This is a genomic window from Erwinia aeris (assembly GCF_041224955.1).
Classification (GTDB): domain Bacteria; phylum Pseudomonadota; class Gammaproteobacteria; order Enterobacterales; family Enterobacteriaceae; genus Erwinia; species Erwinia aeris.
Map to the genome: position 1 here is coordinate 54,143 of NZ_JBGFFX010000015.1, position 19,020 is coordinate 73,162.

A 19,020-nucleotide genomic window follows, 5' to 3' on the forward strand; every position below is an offset into this window, starting at 1 on the left:
TAATCAGATTTATATCAGATACGACGTTCGGTCGTCTGTACTGACTCTGCGCTGACACCCTCAGGCCGGACATTGTAAGCATCTGATCCGTCAGGATTGTGGATCCAGTCTTGTAAGAACCCGCTCAACCTTTTCAGCATCCTGCTCCAGTATGGATCTCTCATCGGGAGTGAGCGGAACCTCTTCGAGGTAACGCCGGATGGATGCTTTACTCTCCATTATCAGCCCGCGCGCGCTGTCTTTAAGCAGGTTAAAATCGCAGCCGATGCAGGCCATCCGGTGCTGACAGCTGCTCCAGAAAGGGTTCGTGCAGTATGAGTCACCCAGATCATAGTACGTCGCGGGTCCGGTCAGACTGGCGGCTTCCGGATCGTGGTCAATCAGCACGCTTATCATATGAGAGACCCTGTCGGCTTTGACGAACGAAGCGGCCAGCTGAGTCGGACGTATACGAATATAATGCAGGGTTGACTGTGGGGATGAATGGCCGGACCACTGCATCAGCTCATGTAAAGACATCCCCCCGGCAACACTGGCCAGTGCTGTAACGGCAGAAGCACGGCCGCGGTGGCTGGTAATGGGACCGCGTGAATCTTCCACAGACATACCCGCTCTGGCGCAGAGAAGCGGAATGACAGTGAGATTTATTATGTTTCTTCCCACCGGTTTACCCCGGTTCTGAAACAGATAACGAACTTTTTCACCGGTGCGTTCATCCGTAAATGCTGCCTGCTCCTGAGGACGCTCACTGAGCCAGATATCGACATATTTTTTCACAACAGACGAGACTGGCTTAACAAAAGCTTTAGACGTTTTGCCGGCTGGTACGCTGAGATAGCACAGAGTACCGGCCGGGACAGGGCTGCTGTTTTCCTGCAGAATGTCATCCACCTGTGGGGTAACGCAGTTCATTGTCAGGCGCAACAGCTCGTTCTGTCGCAGCCCGGCATGCGTCCAGATAACCGCCATAGCCTGAAGCATAGACAGGGGATAATGAATTTCGCTCAGCAAATCTTCCTGACGCAGGTTCAGACTCGCCCAGACCAGTCTGAGCCAGACCGGATCATCAATAACGCGGGGGCTCACGCCCTGACGAAACAGCGGTGTATCAGGCGTGGACAGATGGCGGGCCGGACTGAACTTTAATCGCCCCCATCCCCAGCTTTCATAATCAAGCATAAAACGGCGAATGGCATAAACAAACCGGCTGCGGGAATGCGGCATCAGGGGTTCTCCTGAGCGTTTTGATTGTCTGCCCCCTTTCTTTGTATCCAGTGACAGCTCGTCTACTTTCAGTCTGCCGACCATTGCAATAAAGCTGGCGCAGGTTTCCATTGTCCAGTCAGAGGGCTCGCATATTTCCGGCTTTTCCCGGGCAAGCCACAGGCCACAGCGGAGAATAAAACTGTACTGAGTTTCTCTGGAGCGGGGGCGGAGTACCGACGTTTCCCGCCACATCCGGCACCACCGCGCCCAGTCAGGTGCGATACCTTGTGTTGGCTTTTCATGCCATTCCTGATAGTTACGCATTCTCAGGGGGCTCTCTATAATTCCCATAGCAGCAAGCGCACAGGATATTTTCCCCGTAGCTCTTGCGATTCCCCGGTCGTGGCAGTTCTGCCCCCGCCACAGGAGGTCTGTCGTAAAAGTTTCAAGACGCGGGTCGTTGTTCATCAGCATCAGTACACCCAGCATACCGGACATATTGTGCTTCTGATTCTGCCCGGCATATCCCATTGAGATCAGAACGTCTGTCAGCCGGTTAATTTCATGACTGACAATACTCCGGCCATATATAGCACTGGCGTACAACGACGGTGCGCCATGCACTGGCAGGCTGAGCGGAGAAGAAAACGGACCGAGATGAAAGGCAAAAGCAGCAAGCAGGGGCCTGCCGGAACAGTGTTGCTCACAGAGCGTTAACCATCTTTCCTGCGTCCACTGCCAGCAGGGCTGACCCGACCGGTGCGTTTCTGCAAGAACGGCAAGGAGGGTAATTCTGGCAAGTCTGACACTGATACTGCTTCGTGAGGCAATGTCCTGCAGAGGCAGCAGCAAATATGGCAGGGAATCTGGCCGATCGAGCGCAGCAGACCGCCGGTAGCCTGTACGTATCGCGTCTTTTTCCTCAGGACTCAGCGCATCGCTCAGCTGATAATCTGTGCGTTTGAAAGGTATATAAGTGACTGTGTTTTTTTTTCCACTCATCAGTAAGCCCCCGCCTGAAAAATAAGGCCAGCGATTTTCCTGTCGGTTTCAGCTACGGCTGCGGTTATCCGGCCAGACAGATCGGACCCTGACAGATGGATATAAATCTGTGTGGTGCGCGGATCTCTGTGTCCAGCATAAGTCGCCAGCTCATGCAGCTTCCAGCCGGCCCGAGCCAGATGGGTCAGGCGAAGATGGCGAAAGGTGTGGGTTGTAATCTGTGGAAGCCCCGTATCCAGAGCCCATCTGCGCACGGTTTTACTCCAGCTCCACACAGAAAGAGGAGTGCCGTAATTACGATCAGAAAATGAACGGAACAACGCCCCCTGTGTCCGGCCAGCCCGCTTCAGCTGCCGGAAAAGGTTTGCCAGTACCGGCGTAATGTCCGGACCATAGCACACAACCCTTTCACGCCGGCTTTTCGTTGTTTCCGGGCGGATACGGATCAGGCGATGAGCAGGGTCGATATCCTCAAGCGTCAGGGCTGTCACCTCTGCACGGCGGAGTGCACCAAAATAGGCCAGTGCGAGCATCAGCCGGTCCCGCAGGGAAGCAGCTGAAACATGTTTAAGAAATCTCAGCCATTGTTCATTGTCAGGTATTACAGGTAAGCGGGTGATACGCGGGACAAGCCCCCGCCCGGTATAAATGGCACCCGGTAAACCCGCGCGGGGTAGCGGATTGAGACTGCATATATCCTGATAAACAAGAAAGTCATACCAGAGACGGATAGCAGACAGGCGCAGCTGGAGCGTGGCACTGGCCGCAGGGTAAGGCATGCCAGGCAGCTGAGGGCGGATGTAGGCGGCGAGGTCTTCAAACCGGGCTTTTTCAGGTTCAATTTCGTTCTCGCTGCAGAACGAAAAGTAATGATGAAGGGCGCTACGGTAGGCGGTGAGTGTGCCCTGCGCCCGCCCGAGATCGGATAACAGTTTCAGCCAGCGCTCTGCCAGCAATAGGCTTTGTTCATTCGGTGGGATCAGCATCGTGTTCTCCTCTGACAGCAATATCGCTGCTCAAAGTTTACTCACTCAATGTTGCATTCCACTTAACTTACTAAAGAGCATAATTACTGGAGAATATATGAACACCTTTCTCCCGGAAAAAACGCTCATTTTTGAAAAGTGGATCGCCCATCTTGATGCCTAAAGCCTTCGCTTCTGCGGAACGGGCTATCACGCAGCCGTCATTGTTTGAGACCACACAGATGGGTTTCCCGCGCAAATCTGGCCTGAAGATCGTTTCACAAGAGGCATAAAAGTTATTGGCATCAGCAAGTGCAAACATAGTTAGATTCAAATTCATACTGTTTATAATTACAGTATTTATCGAACCACCTTTCTTTGCAAGTTACTCGTTTGGTAGATCCATGGCTGCAGACTCAATCTGAGAGAAACCTAATCCAGCCAAGTCAGTCAATGCATAGGCTATAACGCCCCAGATTGGCGACTCATTGCCTTCTTTGATGGGAATGATCGTACTTTGACCTGTAAGGGTCTGTAGAGCTGGATCTGGCGTTAGAATGAGCCTTCGGATTACTAATTCATCATCCACACTTGCAATGACTAAATTGCCATGTTTAGGTTTCAAGCTGCGATCTACCGCAAGCAAAGATCCTTTTAAGATCCCGCATGCTGGATAATCGCTTGTGCATTCCCAAACGTACGCAGAGTTGGGTGAAAGTGAAACGAGATTTGTGAAATCGATACGCTTTTCAGCATAGTTTGTGGCAGGAGATTGAAATGCCATAGCCTCCTCCAATATCTATAATTTATCTTTATTTATTGCGTACTTAGATGCTAACTCTTTGACTCGCTCAGCTTCTTTTTTTGGAAGCCATAAATTAACCAGTTCTAAGTCTTCGCCATCATTGAGAGTAAATTGCTGGTATAACTCCCAGATCCTTTTTACAGCATTCGCTACGTTTTGCTTTGTACGGTCAACACGGACAGCAACATCAGCTTGCCGTTCTCCTTTAACCAGAACCGCATAACCAATTTCTGTGGTGATATGTGCAAAAGTAGACATTATGGGTGAAAGTCGATCCCATTCCTGTTGCGTCATTTGTCTTTTCTGCGCCATAACTCACCTAAGTATCTACATATTTTGAAGGCTAAGTGTAATGCTGAATCTGGTCAACACAAGTATAAAGTAACTGTACTTGAATGTTTTCACTAGACGGCCTTTAGCGAAAACCTCTCGGCAGTACAAAACTTGTTTTGTGCTGCCGAGAGGTTGACCGACAGAGCAAAGCGGCGTCGGTTTCAATGCCAAGGTGACTTATCCACTTATCCACAGCCCTAAATTTTAAAAGCTTTTTAAATGGTATTTTAAAGCTTTTTTAAAGCTTTTTAGAGATAGTTAAGCCATTGAATCTAAATAGGAAATAAGAGGTAATTCTGGGAATTACCCCTACTTTATATGGGAATCAGCCCTACATCTTATGGGAATCAACCCTATTAGTTATGGGAAACAGCCCTACTAGTTATGGGAATCGGCCCTAGTTCACATTGAAGTTAATAATTAGTTGACTTGTGTGTACTGACTGGTATTGTGGGGGTCATAAATTAACCCACAGAAGGCAACGGATATGGCTAACGCTCTGAAAAAAAAGATAAATGTTAAACAGTCTAACGAGCTAACCGAGGCTGCTTATCATTTATCTTTGAAAGCAAAGCGGGTTTTGTGGCTCTGCCTTATGCAGACTTATTTCACAGATGAAGACGAGTCTGCTAACCCTGTTTTTACCGTTGCCGTCTCGGATTATGAAGATATTTTCAACGTAACCCGAAACCAAGCAAGCCGTGATGTTAAAGAGGGTGTGTTTGAACTATCACGTTCTTCCATCATTTTTTATCCTAAAAGCGGTCGTCATGATGTTATCGCGCGCCCTTGGCTGACTGAAGCTGGCGGAAGATCGAGTAAAGGTTTATGGGAGATCGAGTTTAACCATAAAGTTTTGCCTTACCTATATGTTCTTGGCAATCAATTCACAACCTATTCCTTAAGAGATTGTGGAAGTCTCAAGAACCCACGGACCGTTCGGCTTTATGAAAGCTTATGTCAGTTCAGAAGCTCTCAGATATGGGTTACTTCACATGATTGGTTATCTGAAAGGTTCATGTTACCTGACTCTCAGAAAGCAAATCTTGCAGAGCTTAAGCGTACGTTCCTTGAGCCAGCTTTAAGGCAGATAAATGATAAAACTCCTTTGCGCGTATCTTATCAAGCTGACTCTAACGGTAAGTTGATATTTAATATTCATCAAAAACAATGAGTTAACATTAATTCTTGGCCTTGATGCATTAACTCTGTTCTCCTCCTGACTAATTAAGTCCTGCTCAAAAAGTAGGGCTGTTCCCCATAATGGCACCAACATGCCAGCTGCAGCGCTAGATGTTTTGTTAACTAGGGTTGTTTTCCATACTAGGTGCCTGCGCATCAGCTGCAGCACCATCCGGCCCGCGATGTAGGGCTGTTTCCCACATCAGGTGCCCGCGCATCAGCTGCGTCGCCAGGCGGCCCGTAATGTAGGGCTGTTTCCCACACCGGATGCCGGCGCGTCAGCTGCGTCGCCAGCCGGCCCGTGATGTAGGGCTGTTTCCCACACCGGGTGCCGGCGCGCCCACTGCGACACCAGGCAACCCAGAATGTAGGGCTGTTTCCCACCTCGGGTGCCTGTGCATCAGCTGCGGCGCCAGGCGGGCCGCGATGTAGGGCTGTTTCCCACCTCGGGTGCCGGCGCCCCCGCTGCGGCGCCAGGCGGCCGCAATGTAGGGCTGTTTCCCACATGGGGCGACTGCGCGTCTGCTGCGGCGCCAGGCAGCCGGAATGTAGGGCTGTTTCCCACATGGGGCATCGGCGAACTCGTTGCGGCGCCAGGCGGCCGGAATGTAGGGCTGTTTCCCACATGGGGCACCGGCGAACCCGCTGCGGCGCCAGGCGGCCGGAATGTAGGGCTGTTTCCCACATGGGGCCCCTGCGTGTCCGCTGCGACGCCAGGCGGCCGCGATGTAGGGCTGTTTCCCACATGGGGCGGCTGCACGTCCGCTACGACGCCAGGCGGGCCGCGATGTAGGGCTGTTTCCCACATGGGGCGGCTACACGTCCGCTGCGACGCCAGGCGGGCCGCGATGTAGGGCTGTTTCCCATATGGGGCGGCTGCACGTCCGCTGCGACGCCAGGCGGGCCGCGATGTAGGGCTGTTTCCCACATGGGGCGGCTGCACGTCCGCTGCGACGCCAGATGATCCGGAATATAGAGCTTTTTCCCACTTGGAGAGCAAGGCGGCCCGGAATTTAGGGTTGTTTCCCACATGTGGAGCCGGCGAAGTAGGGCTGTTTCCCACACTAGGTGCCGGCGCGCCCGCCACGGTGCCAGGAGATGCGGAGTGTAGGGCCGTTACGCACACCGGGTGCCAGCACGCCCGCTACGGTGCCTGACGATGCGGAGTGTAGGGACGTTTCCCACATCGGGCGCCGGGCGGGCCACGAAGTAGGGGTGTTTCCCATACCGGGCGCTGGCGCCCCGCTGCGGTGCCAGGCGGACCGGAATGTAGGGCTGTTTCCCACATGGAGCACCGGCGCGCCCGCTGCGATGCTTGGCGGGCCGGAATGTAGGGCTGTTTCCCACATGGAGCACCGGCGCGCGCGCTGCGGTACCAGGCGGCACGCGAAGTAGGGCTATTTCCCACATGGGGCACCGGCGAACCCGCTGCGGCGCCCAGCGATCCTAAATGTATGGTTGTTTTTTTATTCGGACATTATTGCGCGCTGCGCTGCTTCCCTATGAGATAAATATGGCTATTTCTCATGTTAAGGGCTGTCACGCCTACTAAATATAGCTGACATATTTAAATGCCAGCTTATGGCTTATAAGGTGATGTTTGCAGGTAAGTAAGATATAAATTTATGTAATATAGGAATCAATTTTTTCTAATTCTTTAGATGTTTTTTCATGTATTGAATCGTTTATAACTTTAGATAGCTCATTAACTTTATTAACCTGCCAAGGCCAGATCCAACATGTATCTATAACAGCCAATACAATAATCGCCACAATGCTTAATATTGAAGATAAAGAAGCAGATAAATAGTCAGTATCTACAAAGTTTTTTATCAGAGTGTATAGCATGAATACTATCGCTCCAATCAGTAATGTGAACAAAGTACATTTAAGGTAAGACGAGTCTTTCAGTTGTTCTGTATTTACTACTATGTCAGTGTGTCTATGATTGACCGCTGTCTGATCTGTTGGGTTGGTATCTACATTTTCATTTTCATTTTCATTTTCATTTTCATTTTTATTTTCGATAATAACTTCTTCTTTTTCATCCTTTGCTAATGACATTGCCAATAAAGACTTTTTGATCAAAATTAGTTGTTTTGCCTCTAAGTTTGTAGATGAAACTATCTGGAGGAAAATTTCTGCTTCTTTTTTTTCCTTTATTCCTGTTAAATCATGTAATACAGCGAGGCGCATTTCATTACTTACAGCTTCCTTTATATATTTTTCATTAGAAATAGATGCTGGGAGCGATTGTATATCCTTGAGGGTAGATATTCTCTCGTTAGAGAAACGCTTTTTTCGAGCGCGAGTGGTTATTATAAATCCACTTATTCCTATAGTTAAAGTAACTAAAGGTGCCAGCCATGTCTTCATATCTTTTAATTGAGCAAGGTCAAATTCCATTGTTTTACCTTTATGAATTTATATTGTTAGGTTAAAGATATCATTATGAAATCATTTTGACATGTTCCTCAATAAATTGCTAAGCTCATAAGTGAAGTAAGTCGTCATTGACGACCACCAATGGTCCATTAGCTTGAGAGGATCGCCTTCGGGTAGCTACAAAAACACTCCCGTAGCCTGCAAGGGAGAACGCAAAAGCGTGGTAAATCTGCTCACCTTTGGAAGCGGATATCGTCATTAACAGCGCACCTATGTCGCGGCGATGAAGGTTTATTTACACATCTTAGCTAGGGCTTTTACAGACGCCAGGCATCTTACGAACGGCATAGCTTATGCTGTTTCGCACACTTCCGTTATGAAGCTTTTCAGGGATATGCCCTGAGCTGCATCCGACTTTTGCTATGACGCATAAGCCCATTTGGAACATTTGGGCGCTTGCGGAAGACGCATTAGGAGCATGAAGCTGCGCGGCGTCACTTTGGTTCGAGTGAAACGAGAACAAAGTGACGCGCGCAGCGCATAACGTCCAAACCCACGTACAGTGCGGTTTTCAACAGGCCGGTACAATATGACGTGCACGTAGTACGTGTTTTCAGAACAATTCTGGCTATTTATTAACCACAACGCGGCGCTGACGAACGAAACGTCAGGGGCGTTTAACTAGAAGGAGAATGATCGACTCGGTATCGATGGCGACATCAGGAAACTGGTGTACGGAGGCAGACTGACTCACGTCAGCACGGCGAAAGCCGCAAACAGGTCAGAGACCTGGGGAAGCCTCGCAAGAACTCAACATTTCGCCGCCCCGATGCACAGATACCAATTGAGCCGCATGAAGCGCAAAGGCAACCATGCCGTCGGGGAAGAGATGTAAGCGTGCAGAGTGACAGAACGATCAGCACGTGCGTGCTGAATGTTCTGGATTCTGACAGAGGTGAATATGTCCAATAAACTAAGTAAACAACTCGTGACACTGGCACGTCAGGGCGGAGGAAGTTTTAAAACTGTTTCAAATCGTTCAAAGATTGCCAGCCGCTTTTCGGAGCGACTGGCAACCCTGAATATTCAGATTCGGGACGTAAGTCATATTAAAACAAAACACATCGAGAATTACATAAGAAGTCGGCAGGAAGAAAATATCTCTTCTCGAACGTTGCAGAATGAAATGGCCGCTATTCGTTCAGTGCTTTCACAGGGAGGCAGAAATATCCTTGCTAATCCCTCACATGAAAAGTTAAGCAACGAGGCGTTGAAAATTTCAGGGGCGAGCAGGGAAGGAAAGAAGATTGCAATTACTGATGAAAGGCTGGCCGAAGTCGTTGCTGCAGTCTCGCTCAAAGATGAAGGGGTTGCGCTCGGTATCCAGCTTGCAAGATATATAGGTCTTCGTGCAGAAGAAGTTGTTCAGTCAGCAAAATCATTGAAAACATGGAAGCAAAATTTAGCTGCCGGTGAAAATAAAATCAGCGTTGTTTTTGGATCAAAAGGTGGAAGAGCAAGAGACGTCACAATCTTTGAGCCAGAAAAAGTTATGTACTTATTGAATCAGGCCATTTCTTATACGAACGAAAATAATGGAAAGCTGATTAACAAGCCCACTCTTCACCAGTCCCTTGACCGTTTTCATAACGTTCTGAGAGAAAATGGTATGACCGGCGTTAACTCCCCCCACAGCCTGCGATATGCTTATTCCCGTGACGCTGTTAATTTTCATGTTGAAAATGGAATGAGTCGTAAGGAGGCTGAGGCGCTTGTATCAATGGATCTCGGGCATGGTGACGGGCGGGGCGCATATGTCGCCCGAGTTTATAATCGCATGATCAATGATGAATAATATTCTCTTGAACTAAAAGTACAATAAACGTTATTATTAACCTGTTTCTTACGTTGTCTTCGGGCAACCACCAATGGTCTCGTAGCTTGAGATGACCGCCTTCGGGTAGCTGCAAACAACACTCCTGTAGCCTGAAAGGGAGAACACATCAGTGTGGTAAATCTGCTCACCTTTGGAAGCAGATATCGTCAATTACGGCTCCTACTGCTTGGCGATGAAGGTTCATTTAACCATTCGGCTTCGGCCTTTGTCCTTCGGGTAAACATTCCCGACAGGGCTAATGTTTCTCGATTTTTCTGGAGAAACTATGTCCATCATCCGCTCGTTCCTGACTGAGCTGCGTACGCCATTCGATCTGGCCCTTTCCGTTGCAACCCGTGTTGCATCTGAATGTCCTGACCTTAAGGCTGCACTCAGGAGAACATTGTGGCTCGCTTCACCTTCCGGTCATTATGAATTTCGCGCCCGTGTCTGGTTTGACGATCAACGTTATCACGCCATTGTCATGGCAAGAACGATGATCAACGGCCAGCCAGGTGATGAGTTCATTTTCAGCCGGCACGGTAAGCATTTTACACATAAAGCTGCTGCGAAAGCCGCTCAGCTTGCTGCGTCTGACGCTGCGACTTTCAGGGTGTTCACCGCTCAGAAGTAACAGCACAGAGTTCTGAACCATACATTCGCTCTGCGAATGCCCACCGGGAAACATCTTCCCGACAGGGCAGGTGTTTCCCTCTTAACCGGAGAAACACCATGTATTCCCTTTCATTACCAACTTCACTTTCCATAAAAGGCCTTTTTTCTTTGTCCTCCTCTGCCGTTCTGTCCCTGTTGGATCGAATTGCAGCCAGGAACAGGAAAGAGGAGTGGATAACAAACCGTGCCGGCTCAATGAGCTTTAAGGTTCAGGTTCATCAGTTATCTTGCGGAAAATGGACGTCCGGCATACTTACACGATCCGGCACCTTTTACGGCAATCATCGCTTTAGTTCGCTGAAACATCCTGCTGAAGTGTTCCGCTCGTACCGGCAGGCCCGCCGCTTTGCACTAAAGCTGGCGAACCAGATGGCAACACTGCGTTATGCTTACAAGTGAGGAGAAGCGAATTATGGCCTTATCAACCAACATAAGAGATTTGTTCAATTTAGCTGATTTTGAAAGCGAAATGCTCGTGGCATTAGCTTACAAAAAACTTGGTTTAGTCGAGCTTGAAGATGAGCGTGATGTTGATGTCCAGATCACTAGAGAAGTTGCTATGTTCACCCTCGAATACGGTATGGATTTGGGACATTATCTCAATTCCAACTGTGCAGCGATGGTGTACTCAATACGAACAATTGAGCTGGAAATTGCACGATTAGAATCTCTCTAATCTGACTTAACCCTATGGGGATTTATTCCCCATCAGGAGGATAAATCCCCTTTTAAAGAGGATTTATCATGACACCTATTTCTGTACAGCCTCAGCACGTCACCTATAACGTGAAGCAGATTGAATGGATCTCCCTGAGCCAGTGGCAGAGTTTTACCCTGGCAGTCACTGAAGCATTCTGGCTGCTACCGGTACATCTTCGCCCGTGCTCGCCAACAAATGGCGCGCGTATGGAACGCGCTTCTATGATGTTTCCTTCTCCACGAATATTTTCATTCGGAGGAAAAGATGAAGGAAATTACGTATCTAAAGGCGTGATGTTCAATCAGGATCTGAGTATCGCATTTTGTATTGAAACTGAGGGGCAACCCATAGATTTCTTCACGCGCATCGTACTGATACTCCTTTATCAACATTGTGAAGGCTGCTTTGAGATAACGTCCTCTGCAGGCGGCGTCAGTTGGTCACTACCGGTTCGCTGGGCAATACGGCACCACCTGATCGCTGACAGTGGTTCACCTCAGCCCTTTAGCACCGAAGGTTTCATTACCGGCGCAGCTGATGAACTGCTTATCAGAAGCGTTTCCGGCGCTGAACGACCCTTTACGTCGGCTGACTGGGGACTGGTTTCAGAACTTGAGTTCGCACTTGAAGAACTTAAAACCGGAAAATGATGATCCTGCGATCGTTTTAACTTAACCCAACGGGGATTTACCTCCCTGTGGGCGGTAAATCCCCTCTGAAATGGAGATTTACCATGTCACATACCTCAACCGATCCTCTGGCCTTTCCGGGCGTTTACCAGCTGGAGCAGGGAGCATCCATAAATTCTGAACAGTGGTTCAGATTTACCGACGCGGTTAAAGAAGCCTTTTGGCTTCTACCCGCTCAGCTCCGGCCTTATAAGCAGCTGGGTTTCGATATGAATCGCGCTTCAGAGCTGTTTGACGAAGAGGGTTCGGTAACGTTCAACCATAAGGACAGCGCGGGCTACTGCTGTAATCCGTTCTATCTCAGGCAGACGCTTTCGGATAATTTTCAGACATATCGCAAAGTGGAGAGCCAGCGATGCAGACAGGATCTGTTTGTACGCATCGTACTGGTACTTCTGCATAACATATGCCCCGGCAGCTATCACATAACCAGTTCCTGTCCGCAGAGCTGGCGTTTCGCGCAGCGATGGCTGGCGTGGAACATGGACATGTTTACCAAAGCACCTGAAGACATTCCGGCATCGTTCGTTATACCCGGCGCGGTTGAACACCTGTTGCTGGTCAAAACATCCGGTCCCGGTAAGCAGATCACCACTGAAGAGTGGGAGGCAATATCAGGTATCGAGCTCTGGCTTGTCCAACAGCACGACGACTGATGTAGGTTGCGGCTTAACAGCATAACCGCCGGCGGAAAAATCATTTCTTCGGTTCGTTAATCACTTCCCCCTGACGGGCGTATTTCTCGCCCATCAGGGGAGGGATGCGCCCTTTTTTTACCTGAGGAGCATCCCATGACTAAACCAACGAAAAACCGTCGTACTAAAAAAACTGAGAGCGTTGATCTGTACCAAAAGGTGACAGACCGCATCGTTGAGGCACTGGAAAACGGCGAGGCGCCCTGGAAAAAACCGTGGCGTACCGTCGGCAGGTGTGCCGCTTCGGGTCCGTTGCCGGTCAACGCGTTAACGGGTCGGCCTTACAGCGGCATAAACGTACTGCTACTGTGGCTGGCCGCCGAGGAAAGAGGGTACAGCACCGATCGCTGGGTAACGTATCGACAGGCGCAGGAACTGGGTGGTCAGGTCCGCAAAGGTGAAACCTCATCAGAGGCCATAATCTTCAAGCCTTTTGAAAAGCAGGCTGAAGATCTCAGTGGAAACAAGCTGTTCGATGCTGAGGGCAAGCCCCTGATGGAATCACGGGCCATGATAAAGTCTAACTTCCTGTTTAACGTCGAGCAGTGTGACGGATTACCGGACAGTGTTGCTGCCATACCGCATGAATCTCCTGTAACCGAACACCCCGGCACGATCGACTGGCCGACGGAAAAACGGATATGTGAGATTGTGCATATGGCGGGCGTTAAGGTGGAGTTCAAATTGCAGAACCGCGCCTGTTACGCCAGACACACTGATTCGATACTGATGCCAACGGCTGAACAGTTTTTCACCCACGCTGACTACTTCAGCACGCTGCTACATGAAGTGGTACATGCCACCGGCCATGAGTCACGTCTGAACCGCGAAGGCATAACCAAACCAGCGAAGAAGTTTGGCGATCCAGTTTATGCCTTTGAAGAGCTGATAGCGGAGATGGGCAGCGCGTTTCTGTGCGCCCAGCTCGGTGTATTAGGTGAAGTTCAGCACGACAGCTACATAAAATCGTGGCTTGAGGTGTTGAAGTCCGACAAAAAGGCGCTTTTCCGTGCCTGCCGGCACGCAAGAGAAGCCTCTGAATTTTTACTGCAATTAACAGACAGCGCGGCGAAAGCTGCGTAAGACACTAACCCGGCAGCGTTAAATAAACGCGCTGCCGCCCCGTGAGGGCATTGTTCCTCACGGGACAGTGCCCTCTTTTTTTACGTAAAGAGAGGAATTAACTATGTCAGACTGGTGCCGTAACCGTTTAGAAATCACCGGAAAATCCGCGCTTATCAGCATTATGGAAGAGTGGATCACTGGCGAAGCTGTACCGCTTTATCGTCACGCCGTTATGCGCAGCATAAAGCTGTTTCTGGCAGGATGTGGCGGCCTGTTGCGCCCGGTAAAAACGGAGTCATTTGCGCCGTTTCCTGAGCTGATGCAGAGCGGAACGGGACAGGGTACGCCGGCAAATCTGGCGTTTGACCAGTGGCTCGGTTTGCTTCGCAGCGATGTACCGCTTGACGGTGAGCATCTGCGAAAGATCGAGCGGCTTTACCATCAGTCCGGTATCGACGCGATCCGCTGGGACAGCATTCCGGACGTTTCGCGCAGGCATATCGCGCGACTCATTGAGGAGCGCTATGCAGACTGGTTTGGCGTTGCCACGCTTTCCCGGGAAATTGATCCGGGCCAGTGCTGGGAACGGCTTAGCCAGCTGCCTGAGCGGGCCCAGCCCTGCGATATGCTGCAGATAATCCCCAGTCGTCTGGCCGCCGAGCTGAACGGCACGGGAGGTTTGCTTACCGGGATGTCAACGATCAGCAGTCTTTACTGTCGTCAGTACGGCATGGAGTGGCCGGCAGGTCACAACGTCAGCTGGCAGCGTGAAGGTCTGAGCAGCATAAAGCTGACGTTTGATTCTACCTGGTTCCCTCCGGCAGGAGAGATCATTGCGGCGTTGTCATCCATGTTTGACTGTGAAATTCGTCACTGGTACAGCGAGCCCGTCCACGACCTTGATGGTTACGACTGTTACGATCGGGGCGAGCACGTCTGCAGCGCAGAGGCGATTATTGACGAGTTGGACGACGGCAGGCCCGGGCTTCACTTGGTGCCGTCTGTTGAGCCCGGCGAATCACAAACTGCAACAGCCGCACACCAGGTGGTGCAGGCATGAGTGACAACCGGGAGTATCCTCGCTGCCGCGCTGTTTCAACGGCTCATCTCAGTGCTGACGACAATGCGCTGCTGGATGAAATCACGACCCGTGAAGTCGATATCGGTGAGTGGATCCACTATATCGGCGGGGGCTATCTTCTGCGGTTAACCGCGTGCTCCGCACCGGTTCTGCGGCTGAAAGAGGCCGGGTTATCGAAAGAGGCCCGCCGCGTGATCGCTTCTGTGATGCGTTTGGATGCCGTGGAAATCCTGATTTTCGAATCAGGAGCTCCTGATGCTGAAGGATTCACCACGTACAGCTGGTAACTAAATAAGGCGAGCCGCCAGGCTTGCCTTACACCCTGAGGGGAACACCTCCTCAGGGGCGTGTTCCCTTTTTTTATGGAGAACACGCATGACTTTTACCAACCATCGCAACGCATTCCTTAAAATTTTCAACGCCACGGCCCGTTATCATCACAGGCATAAGGTGTTTGAAGACTTTGTCAGCTGCGCGGCCATTGCGCTGCACAATGGCGTTATGCACGATGCAGAGCTTGAAAAGCAGTATCTGAGCATAATTGCCGGCTACGAGAAGCAAGACGCCATTCAGATGGCTGAGTTACTGGGTCACGTCGTGATGGCGCTCGACGAGGAACGTTGTGATTTCCTTGGCAGCGTTTTTATGGAGCTTGAGCTGGGAGATAAGTATCGCGGCCAGTTTTTCACGCCGTGGGACGTATCGCGAATGATGGCATCATTGCAGCTGTCCGGCATCGATGCGCTGATGCAGGGAAAAGACTTTATTACCCTGCAGGAGCCGGCCAGCGGCGCGGGCTGCATGGTCATCGCCTTTGCCGAAGAGTTCGCTCAGCGCGGTTATACGGTTTCAGAACAGCTGTGGGTGTCGGTGACGGATGTTGATCCACTCGCCGCCAATATGTCCTATATACAGCTCTCGCTCTGCGGCATTGCGGCAGAGGTTGTAACCGGAAACGCACTGACGCTTGAGCGGCGCCGCACACTTTACACCCCGCTGCATTACACCGCCAGGTGGGCAGCAAAACTCGGCAGCGCAAACCAACGCGCCGCCTGACCATGACGCCTCTCCGGAGGCGTTTTTTTTTTGCCGGTCGGTATAGAGTTTGCGATAGATACCTCATCCCTGACAGGGCATGGTTCATGGCATGACATGACGGAGGTACTTCATACATGCAACCCACACAAGAGCAGGCACAGATAATTGCCTGGAAAGGCACGAAACTTGTCGTTACGGCATTTGCCGGTACGGGTAAGACGTCCACGCTTGAAGCCTACGCGCTGGCAAACCCCCGGGAACGTATGCTGTATCTTGCCTACAATCGCGCGATCAGGGAGGAGTCTGAGCGGCGTTTTCCTTTTAACGTGGAGTGTAAGACGTTTCATCAGCTTGCGTGGCCGACGTTCGGGCGGCACTTTCAGGCGCGTCTCACCACGTCTCTTCGGGTAACAGATATCGCGCAGCTGCTCAATACTCGTCACTGGCTGCTGGCACGGACTGCGCTGAGCACGCTTAACACTTTTCTCTACAGCGCTGATGAAGAAATCTCACCTCTGCATCTACCTGACGAAAGCGATCGGGGCGGGCTGGATGTAGGTAAAATATTCGGAGCGGCACAGGTCGTATGGCATGAAATGACCCGGATGAATTCACATTTTCCGGTGACGCATGACACCTATCTTAAACTTTATCAACTGTCAGTTCCGGAGCTGAACAAGAGATGGGACGTTATTCTGTTCGATGAGGCGCAGGATGCGAATCCGGTTACCAGTCAGTTTGTTCTCAGCCAGCCCTGCCGCATCATCCTTGTCGGCGACCGTTATCAACAAATTTATCGCTTCAGGGGAGCGGAAAACGCACTCGTTGCCCCGCAACTGGAGGCTGCAGACAGGCTCTGGCTGACGAACAGCTTCCGGTTTGGTCCGGCGATTGCAGACGTTGCGAATGCGCTGCTTTCCGAGGCAGGCGAATCCCGACGGATCTGCGGTCTCGGCGGAGAGGATCAGGTTACACCCGAAATGCCCGCCGGGACCACGCACTACTGTGTTATCAGCCGGACGGTAGCGGGCGTGATTGGTGCTGCCCTGATGGCGAGTCTGACAGGGAAAAAGGTGTACTGGGTAGGCGGCATGGAAGGATACCGCATTGGCGAACTGGAAGATTTGTACTGGCTATCGGTTGATATGCCTGACCGCATTCAGTCGCCCCAGCTGACGCGCGATTACCGTGACTTTGAAGAGTACCGGTCGATCGCCAAAGCAACGAAAGATCCGGAAATGGGGCAGGGCATCAGACTGCTGGACATGTACTTTCCACTTCCAATGCTGCTGGCTGTACTGAAAAAACAGGTCGTAACGCGCGAAAGTGAAGCTGACGTGACAGTAGTGACCGCGCACCGCAGTAAAGGGCTTGAGTGGAACACGGTCGGTCTCAGCGACGATTTTGTTGATATTACCGACCCGCTTTTGAACCCGCGTGAAAAAGAAGATGAGCTGAATCTTCTGTACGTATCGGTTACGCGCGCGCGTAAAGTTCTGGTGCCAAACGAGCTGGTCGGTATCGTGACCGGCTGCCTCGGAGAGTTGAGTGAATCCACTGAAACACGACGATACTGACTCACTGAGTGCAGGAACAGCCCTTAACGACAGCAACAGTTCAAAATTATCAGGAAGTTAAAATGTTCAGTAGGCTCATTACCATGATATCCGGGGGACCAGTCTCCGCAAAGCCCGCGCAGGCTGGCGGAAAGATTCCGCCAGGATATTTCGTACCGCAATCTGCCGCGCAGCTACTCTCTTCGCCGCAACGCAAGCTGCTGTTGAGGCAGATCTGGGATAACACCTCTTTGCCGGAGGAAGTCTATAACCGGCTTTATCTGGCACCGCTGAAAATACTCGCTGAGAGCGTGCAAAATGTACCGGCCAGCGCTGATGGTGAGTGGAGTAAAGAAGGCGGGTACATTGATCTTACTCTGAAATTTACAGCCTGCAGCGTCAGGCTGGCAAAAGGTCATATGTTTCCTCCGGGCGCGGCACCCGAAGAACAGGCCGCAAAGAATACCCTCTGGAACGCGATCGTTTTCTGGACAGCGCTCACCGCGCATCTGCCGCAACTTACGCAAATCGAGGGTGAATTGCTGGACGGACGATGCTGGATGCCCGGCATGATGCAGCCGGCTGCGCCATATCGATTCCGGATAAGCAATGCAGTCCATTCTGGTGCTGCGCGAATGATTGCCGCGAGGCTGTTACCTGATGACGGCGTTACATGGCTCAGCGGTGACCGCGAGGCCATGCAGATGATGGCTTCACTGGCTGGCGGGGACGCAGCGGCCATGCCGCTCATTAAAGAGATTCTCGACAAAGCGCGAGGCATCAGCGGTTCGCCCGCCAGTTCTCCGCAGGCGGGCTTGCCAGCAGTGGCCGCTGATGTGCCGGCACCGGCTACCGAACAGCCGGTGCTGGCTCTCCCTGACGAAATCATTAGTGCCGGCCCTGCACTCGCCGGTATCGGATCGGAAGGTGTAACAGAGCTGGCCTCGGGGCTCGCGCCAGTGAACGCTGAACCTCCATTAACCGCGGCCGACGAAACCGTATCTTTGTCCTCTGCATTTTCAGAAAACAGCGGCGCAATGCCTGAGCAGAAAGAGGTCGCAAAAGCGGCAGATGATGATACAGCCGTCCTTCTCAGCATGTTTGCTGCAGCTGAACCGGCGGCCATCGATGTGGATGATCAGGCGCAAAGAGCTGATAAATCTGTTTCAGATAACTGTCCACCTGTTAAGGATGTTTATGAACAAATAATCGCGGTTCCGGATGAATGTGTTCAGTTCACTCCCGACTCAAAGCCTGATGACGCATTACCCGTCATTGATTCGAGGCTGGATAAGGTCAATGATGAGGACAGCCCCTGTGAAAAAACAGTTATTACCGCTGCGCCTGAAGAGAGTGAGGGAAATAACCTCGGGGAGCAGTTCTTATCATGGCTTAAGATGTCTGTTAATAATAAAATGCTTAGCGTGAACGAGAAAGACAGTCTGCTTCATGCAGTGAGCGGTTTTATGTTTATATCCCTGCCGGGAGCGGCTTTTAAGTTCATTGAAGCGACAGGAATAGATAAAGACCGCAAAGCTGTGCAGGCATCATTTGAAAAGAGTGGGATATTGCATATGCGTAATGATAAGCGGTTTTTCAAAGTCCGTATATATGAAAGTGAAGGGTTAGAAGGGAAGTATCAGAAGCGCAGCGGATATTTAGTTAGGCTATCTTTATTTTATCAACCAGGTAAGGCTAAAGTTAAGGACAGTCCTTATATTTTTATTGAAAACTAATGCGGGAACCCTGAAGGGTTCCCTTAGTACC

18 protein-coding genes and 1 pseudogene are annotated in these 19,020 nt (G+C 50.8%); 13 read left to right on the forward strand and 6 right to left on the reverse strand.

What is annotated here, in order from left to right:
• Window positions 1-90: 90 nt before the first annotated feature.
• The 5 genes and pseudogenes from AB6T85_RS20250 to AB6T85_RS20270 form a co-directional block, all read right to left on the reverse strand.
• Window positions 91-2,208 carry a tyrosine-type recombinase/integrase gene (locus tag AB6T85_RS20250; RefSeq protein ID WP_110412210.1) on the reverse strand — a complete coding sequence of 706 codons (2,118 nt, stop codon included), beginning with the start codon at window positions 2,206-2,208 and terminating at the stop codon, window positions 91-93.
• Window positions 2,208-3,194 carry a tyrosine-type recombinase/integrase gene (locus AB6T85_RS20255; protein ID WP_147194358.1) on the reverse strand — a complete coding sequence of 329 codons (987 nt, stop codon included), beginning with the start codon at window positions 3,192-3,194 and terminating at the stop codon, window positions 2,208-2,210. The genes AB6T85_RS20250 and AB6T85_RS20255 overlap by 1 nt, the downstream gene beginning before the upstream one ends.
• Before the next feature lie 73 nt (window positions 3,195-3,267).
• Window positions 3,268-3,495 (reverse strand): annotated as a pseudogene (locus tag AB6T85_RS20260) (Y-family DNA polymerase); the annotation flags it as partial.
• Window positions 3,496-3,558: 63 nt separating this feature from the next.
• Window positions 3,559-3,957 (reverse strand): S24 family peptidase, encoded by a 399-nt coding sequence (locus AB6T85_RS20265; protein WP_369896479.1) that lies wholly within the window; start codon window positions 3,955-3,957, stop codon window positions 3,559-3,561.
• 15 nt (window positions 3,958-3,972) lie between these two features.
• Window positions 3,973-4,272 carry a TrfB-related DNA-binding protein gene (locus AB6T85_RS20270; RefSeq protein WP_369896480.1) on the reverse strand — a complete coding sequence of 100 codons (300 nt, stop codon included), beginning with the start codon at window positions 4,270-4,272 and terminating at the stop codon, window positions 3,973-3,975.
• 526 nt (window positions 4,273-4,798) lie between these two features.
• Between AB6T85_RS20270 and AB6T85_RS20275 the strand changes: the two genes are divergently transcribed.
• Window positions 4,799-5,485: a replication initiation protein gene (locus AB6T85_RS20275; protein WP_369896481.1), complete on the forward strand. Its 687-nt coding sequence runs from the start codon at window positions 4,799-4,801 to the stop codon at window positions 5,483-5,485.
• Between the two features lie 1,631 nt (window positions 5,486-7,116).
• On the opposite strand, the gene AB6T85_RS20280 is transcribed toward AB6T85_RS20275, so the two are convergent.
• A complete protein-coding gene (locus AB6T85_RS20280; RefSeq protein WP_369896482.1) occupies window positions 7,117-7,899 on the reverse strand; it encodes a hypothetical protein in 783 nt (260 codons plus the stop codon).
• Between the two features lie 940 nt (window positions 7,900-8,839).
• On the opposite strand from AB6T85_RS20280, the gene AB6T85_RS20285 reads away from it, so the two are divergent.
• The 12 genes from AB6T85_RS20285 (at window position 8,840) to AB6T85_RS20340 (ending at window position 18,989) form a co-directional block, all read left to right on the forward strand.
• On the forward strand, window positions 8,840-9,733 hold the full coding sequence (locus tag AB6T85_RS20285; protein ID WP_369896483.1) for an integrase domain-containing protein: 894 nt from the start codon (window positions 8,840-8,842) through the stop codon (window positions 9,731-9,733).
• A gap of 307 nt (window positions 9,734-10,040) precedes the next feature.
• Window positions 10,041-10,388, forward strand: a complete 348-nt coding sequence (locus AB6T85_RS20290) for a hypothetical protein (protein WP_369896484.1) — start codon at window positions 10,041-10,043, stop codon at window positions 10,386-10,388.
• A 98-nt stretch (window positions 10,389-10,486) separates the two neighbouring features.
• Window positions 10,487-10,828 carry a hypothetical protein gene (locus AB6T85_RS20295; RefSeq protein ID WP_369896485.1) on the forward strand — a complete coding sequence of 114 codons (342 nt, stop codon included), beginning with the start codon at window positions 10,487-10,489 and terminating at the stop codon, window positions 10,826-10,828.
• A 13-nt stretch (window positions 10,829-10,841) separates the two neighbouring features.
• Entirely contained in the window at window positions 10,842-11,105 is a 264-nt protein-coding gene (locus AB6T85_RS20300; RefSeq protein WP_369896486.1) for a hypothetical protein, read from the forward strand.
• A gap of 68 nt (window positions 11,106-11,173) precedes the next feature.
• Window positions 11,174-11,779: a hypothetical protein gene (locus AB6T85_RS20305; RefSeq protein ID WP_369896487.1), complete on the forward strand. Its 606-nt coding sequence runs from the start codon at window positions 11,174-11,176 to the stop codon at window positions 11,777-11,779.
• 83 nt (window positions 11,780-11,862) lie between these two features.
• Window positions 11,863-12,474: a hypothetical protein gene (locus tag AB6T85_RS20310; protein WP_369896488.1), complete on the forward strand. Its 612-nt coding sequence runs from the start codon at window positions 11,863-11,865 to the stop codon at window positions 12,472-12,474.
• A gap of 135 nt (window positions 12,475-12,609) precedes the next feature.
• Entirely contained in the window at window positions 12,610-13,596 is a 987-nt protein-coding gene (locus tag AB6T85_RS20315; RefSeq protein WP_369896489.1) for an ArdC family protein, read from the forward strand.
• Window positions 13,597-13,699: 103 nt separating this feature from the next.
• Window positions 13,700-14,638 carry a DUF1281 domain-containing protein gene (locus AB6T85_RS20320; protein ID WP_369896490.1) on the forward strand — a complete coding sequence of 313 codons (939 nt, stop codon included), beginning with the start codon at window positions 13,700-13,702 and terminating at the stop codon, window positions 14,636-14,638.
• Window positions 14,635-14,946 (forward strand): DUF5983 family protein, encoded by a 312-nt coding sequence (locus tag AB6T85_RS20325; RefSeq protein WP_369896491.1) that lies wholly within the window; start codon window positions 14,635-14,637, stop codon window positions 14,944-14,946. Before AB6T85_RS20320 ends, AB6T85_RS20325 begins: the two co-directional genes overlap by 4 nt.
• 88 nt (window positions 14,947-15,034) lie before the next feature.
• The gene (locus tag AB6T85_RS20330) at window positions 15,035-15,715 is read left to right on the forward strand and encodes an N-6 DNA methylase (protein ID WP_369896492.1); all 681 of its coding nucleotides are present in this window, start codon (window positions 15,035-15,037) and stop codon (window positions 15,713-15,715) included.
• Window positions 15,716-15,831: 116 nt separating this feature from the next.
• Entirely contained in the window at window positions 15,832-17,274 is a 1,443-nt protein-coding gene (locus tag AB6T85_RS20335) for a UvrD-helicase domain-containing protein (protein ID WP_369896493.1), read from the forward strand.
• Window positions 17,275-17,336: 62 nt separating this feature from the next.
• Window positions 17,337-18,989, forward strand: a complete 1,653-nt coding sequence (locus tag AB6T85_RS20340) for a TraI domain-containing protein (RefSeq protein ID WP_369896494.1) — start codon at window positions 17,337-17,339, stop codon at window positions 18,987-18,989.
• The last annotated feature ends 31 nt before the right edge of the window (window positions 18,990-19,020 follow it).

Coding starts and splice junctions, on each gene's coding strand:
- AB6T85_RS20315 (WP_369896489.1), top strand. CDS start 12,610: ATGACTAAACCAACGAAAAACCGTCGTACTAAAAAAACTGAGAGCGTT.
- AB6T85_RS20320 (WP_369896490.1), top strand. CDS start 13,700: ATGTCAGACTGGTGCCGTAACCGTTTAGAAATCACCGGAAAATCCGCG.
- AB6T85_RS20275 (WP_369896481.1), top strand. CDS start 4,799: ATGGCTAACGCTCTGAAAAAAAAGATAAATGTTAAACAGTCTAACGAG.
- AB6T85_RS20340 (WP_369896494.1), top strand. CDS start 17,337: ATGTTCAGTAGGCTCATTACCATGATATCCGGGGGACCAGTCTCCGCA.
- AB6T85_RS20265 (WP_369896479.1), bottom strand. CDS start 3,957: ATGGCATTTCAATCTCCTGCCACAAACTATGCTGAAAAGCGTATCGAT.
- AB6T85_RS20310 (WP_369896488.1), top strand. CDS start 11,863: ATGTCACATACCTCAACCGATCCTCTGGCCTTTCCGGGCGTTTACCAG.
- AB6T85_RS20280 (WP_369896482.1), bottom strand. CDS start 7,899: ATGGAATTTGACCTTGCTCAATTAAAAGATATGAAGACATGGCTGGCA.
- AB6T85_RS20335 (WP_369896493.1), top strand. CDS start 15,832: ATGCAACCCACACAAGAGCAGGCACAGATAATTGCCTGGAAAGGCACG.
- AB6T85_RS20270 (WP_369896480.1), bottom strand. CDS start 4,272: ATGACGCAACAGGAATGGGATCGACTTTCACCCATAATGTCTACTTTT.
- AB6T85_RS20285 (WP_369896483.1), top strand. CDS start 8,840: ATGTCCAATAAACTAAGTAAACAACTCGTGACACTGGCACGTCAGGGC.
- AB6T85_RS20295 (WP_369896485.1), top strand. CDS start 10,487: ATGTATTCCCTTTCATTACCAACTTCACTTTCCATAAAAGGCCTTTTT.
- AB6T85_RS20250 (WP_110412210.1), bottom strand. CDS start 2,208: ATGAGTGGAAAAAAAAACACAGTCACTTATATACCTTTCAAACGCACA.
- AB6T85_RS20255 (WP_147194358.1), bottom strand. CDS start 3,194: ATGCTGATCCCACCGAATGAACAAAGCCTATTGCTGGCAGAGCGCTGG.
- AB6T85_RS20325 (WP_369896491.1), top strand. CDS start 14,635: ATGAGTGACAACCGGGAGTATCCTCGCTGCCGCGCTGTTTCAACGGCT.
- AB6T85_RS20290 (WP_369896484.1), top strand. CDS start 10,041: ATGTCCATCATCCGCTCGTTCCTGACTGAGCTGCGTACGCCATTCGAT.
- AB6T85_RS20305 (WP_369896487.1), top strand. CDS start 11,174: ATGACACCTATTTCTGTACAGCCTCAGCACGTCACCTATAACGTGAAG.
- AB6T85_RS20300 (WP_369896486.1), top strand. CDS start 10,842: ATGGCCTTATCAACCAACATAAGAGATTTGTTCAATTTAGCTGATTTT.
- AB6T85_RS20330 (WP_369896492.1), top strand. CDS start 15,035: ATGACTTTTACCAACCATCGCAACGCATTCCTTAAAATTTTCAACGCC.